This window comes from Sphingomonas sp. FUKUSWIS1, assembly GCF_000733135.1.
In the GTDB taxonomy this organism is placed as follows: Bacteria; Pseudomonadota; Alphaproteobacteria; order Sphingomonadales; family Sphingomonadaceae; genus Sphingomonas; species Sphingomonas aerolata.
The window spans coordinates 1-3,415 of sequence record NZ_JPJC01000177.1; the positions used below are offsets into that span (position 1 = coordinate 1).

The following is a 3,415-nucleotide window of genomic DNA, read 5'->3' on the forward strand; positions in this document are numbered from 1 at the left end:
AGTCGGGACCCAGGGTACCAAAACGCACCGCTGCTGGGCCCTGGATCCTGACTTTCGTCAGGATGACGAGCAGACGTGAGGCACGCGCACGCCTACCCACTCCCGTCATCCTGACGAAAGTCAGGATCCAGAGTACCAAAACGCACCGTCGCTGGGCCCTGGGTCCTGACGTTCGTCAGGATGACGGGAAGAAGCGAGCTATCCCAGCCGCACCCCCCTCAAACCATCCCCCGATACCGCTCCCGGATCGTCACCTTGTCGATCTTCTCCGTCCCCAGCCGCGGCAGCGGCGCGTCGGCGATCCAGACCCGCTGCGGCACCTTGAACGCCGCGATATGCTGGTGGAGGAACGCGCACAGATCGTCCGGCGTCAGCGTCTCGCCCTCCTGCAGCACCACCACCGCGCCCGGCACCTCGCCGAACCGCTCGTCCGCCAGCCCGAACACCGCCGCCTCCGCCACCGCGGGGTTCTGGTACAGCGCCGCCTCGACCTCCTGGCACGAGATATTCTCGCCGCCGCGGATGATGATGTCCTTCTTGCGGTCGACGATGAACAGATAGCCGTCCTCGTCGAGAAACCCGATATCCCCCGTCCGGAAATAGCCGTCCGCGGTGAACGCCGCCGCGGTCGCCTCGGGCCGATTCCAATATTCCTTGAAGTTGCACACGCTGCGGATGCCCACCTCGCCGCGCACGCCCGCGGGCTGCGCGCGCCCGTCATCGTCGAGGATCGCGAGGTCGACCAGCGGCGCGCTCGCCCGCCCCGCCGAATTGGGCTTGGCGATATAATTGCTCCGCCAGTTGCCCGTCCCCACCGCATTCGTCTCGGTGAGCCCGTAGCCGATCAGCGGCGCGCTTCCGCCCATTTCCTCGCCCAGCCGCCGGACATGCTCGACCGGCCGCGGCGCGCCCCCCGCGGCGAAATCGGTCACCGTCGACAGGTCATAGTCGCTGCGATCCGGATGGTTGAGGATCTCGAAGCTCATCAGCGGCACGCCGACGAAATAGGTCACGCCCTCCGCCTCGATCAGCCGCATCGCCTCGCGCGCATCCCATTTGGGCATCAGCACGAGTTTGCGCCCCATCGCGAAGCTCTGCAGGAACACCGGCACCTCGCCGGTGATGTGGAACAGCGGGATCGTCAGCAGCGTGACCGGCTGGCCGACCGGCGGATTGCCCTGCGCGGTGGCGATGCCGAGCATCATCATCGCCTGGCCCAGATAGTTGAAGATCGCCTGGATGATCGCGCGGTGATCGCACAGCGCGCCCTTGGACTGGCCGGTCGACCCGCTCGTGAACAGGATCGTCGCATGGTCGTCGGGCCCCAGCGGCGGCAGCGCGACGCCGACCGGATCCTCCTTCAGCAGCACGTCGAGCGCGATTCGCAGCGGCTGGGTGTCGTCGATCCCGATCACCGGCGTCGCCAGCCCGGCGATCTGCGTCAGCCGCTTCACGCGCGGCGGATCGGCGAACACCATGTTGCAGTCGACGTCGCGGATCGCCGCCTCCAGCTCGTCCGACTGCCACCAGCCGTTCAGCAGCGTCGCGACCCCGCCGGCCATGATGATGCCCATGTACAGCACGATCCACGACGGCGAGTTGCGCATCGCGATGCCGATCCGGTCGCCGCGCTGGATGCCGTGCGCGGATACCAGCGCGCAGGCGACGCGCTCGGCCGCGTCCTCGACCTCGGCGAATGTCAGCCGCTCGTCGCCTGCGACAAGGAACACCTGGTCGCGGTGCTCGCCGGCATAATGCGCGAAATAGGCGTTGAGCGCGGGCGGCGCGACCGCGATCGTCGGCAGCGTCACGCCGAACCGCTCGATCGATCCGAGCCCGAGCATCCCCCCGGGCGCGGTCAGCGCCGCCATCGTCGAATCCATCGCCGCGTCTAGCTCGGTCCGCATATCGCTCTCCCATTGCTCCGATGACCCCGGTCTTATCGCCTTGGTCTTATCGTCACCGCTCATTATGCAGGCGCGAACGCGTGGGGAAAAGCCATTGATCCTGTCGACCTTAGCCGCCGTAGCCGGTGGCCTGCCTAGCCCCGCTACGGGCCAACATATCCGGTTCGAGGACCTGGGGCTCCACCCCGACGTCTTCTCGATCGGCTTCTTCACGCTGCGCTGGTACAGCCTTGCCTATATCGGCGGGATCCTGCTCGGCTGGTGGTATCTGCTGAAACTGCTCGCGCAGCCCGGCGCTCCGATGGCGCGGCGTCATGCCGACGACCTCGTCTTCTACGCGACGCTCGGCATCATCCTCGGCGGGCGGCTCGGCTATGTGCTGTTCTACGCGCCCGAGATGATCCTGCGCCCGTTGCGCATCCTCCGGCTCTGGGACGGCGGCATGTCGTTCCACGGCGGCGTCATCGGCGTGTCGCTCGGGCTGATCCTGTTCGCGCGCAAGCACAAGCTCAACTGGCTGCGCGTCCACGATTATATCGCCTGCTGCGTGCCGTTCGGGCTGTTCTTCGGGCGGCTCGCCAATTTCGTCAACGGCGAGCTCTGGGGCAAGCCGACCGACGTCGCCTGGGGCATCGTCTTCGCGCGCACCGTCCCCTTCGGCATGATCGAGCCCGCCCGCCACCCGAGCCAGCTCTACGAGGCGGGGCTCGAAGGCCTCGCGCTGTTCGCGCTCCTCTGGTTCGCCTTCTGGAAGACCAAGGCGCGCTATGACCCGGGCAAGCTCGTCGGTCTGTTCGTGCTCGGCTACGGCCTCGCGCGCTTCACCGTCGAATTCTTCCGCGAACCCGATTCGCAGCTGCGCGCCTTTGCCGAGAAGACCGGGCTCCACATGGGCCAGTGGCTCTGCGTGCCGATGATCCTCGGCGGCCTCTTCCTGATCCTCACCGCCGCCCGCCGCCGCATCCGCGTCGAACCGATCGCCGGCTCGCAGAGCGTCGCGTAACGGACACCACCCTCACCCTCATCCCCACCCCGGCGAAGGCCGGGGCCCAGTTGGGAAGGCCCAGGTGACGAGCGTGCTGCCCCCGTCATCACCGTCCCCCAACTGGGCCCCGGCCTCCGCCGGGGAGGTAGAGAAGTACATGATGACTGACATCACCCCCGACACCGCCCTCCCCGAACGCCTCGCCCGCGCGATCACCCTCGCCGGCCCCGTCCCCGTCGCGCAGTACATGGCCGCCGCCAACGCGCATTATTACGCGACCCGCGACCCGCTCGGCGCGACCGGCGACTTCACCACCGCGCCCGAAATCAGCCAGATGTTCGGCGAGCTCCTCGGCCTGTGGTGCGCCGACCTGTGGGACCGCGCCGGCCGCCCGGACATCGCCTGGGTCGAGCTCGGCCCCGGCCGCGGCACGCTCGCCGCCGATGCCTTGCGCGCGATGGCCAAGGCCGGCCTCGTGCCCCCCGTCCATTTCGTCGAGACCAGCCCCGCGCTCCGCACCGCG

At 68.2% G+C, this 3,415-nt stretch carries 3 protein-coding genes; 2 read left to right on the plus strand and 1 reads right to left on the minus strand.

The genetic code is table 11. From position 1 onward, the window contains the following. Window positions 1–218: 218 nt before the first annotated feature. Complete coding sequence (locus sphsw_RS11270; RefSeq protein ID WP_031440707.1) at window positions 219–1,907, minus strand: class I adenylate-forming enzyme family protein; 1,689 nt, start codon at window positions 1,905–1,907, stop codon at window positions 219–221. A gap of 94 nt (window positions 1,908–2,001) precedes the next feature. Between sphsw_RS11270 and lgt the strand changes: the two genes are divergently transcribed. Both lgt and sphsw_RS11285 read left to right on the plus strand, forming a co-directional pair. Further along, complete coding sequence (gene lgt / locus sphsw_RS11275; protein ID WP_031440708.1) at window positions 2,002–2,910, plus strand: prolipoprotein diacylglyceryl transferase; 909 nt, start codon at window positions 2,002–2,004, stop codon at window positions 2,908–2,910. Between the two features lie 142 nt (window positions 2,911–3,052). Next, on the plus strand, window positions 3,053–3,415 hold a 363-nt coding region (locus sphsw_RS11285; RefSeq protein ID WP_042467082.1), incomplete at its 3' end, for an SAM-dependent methyltransferase.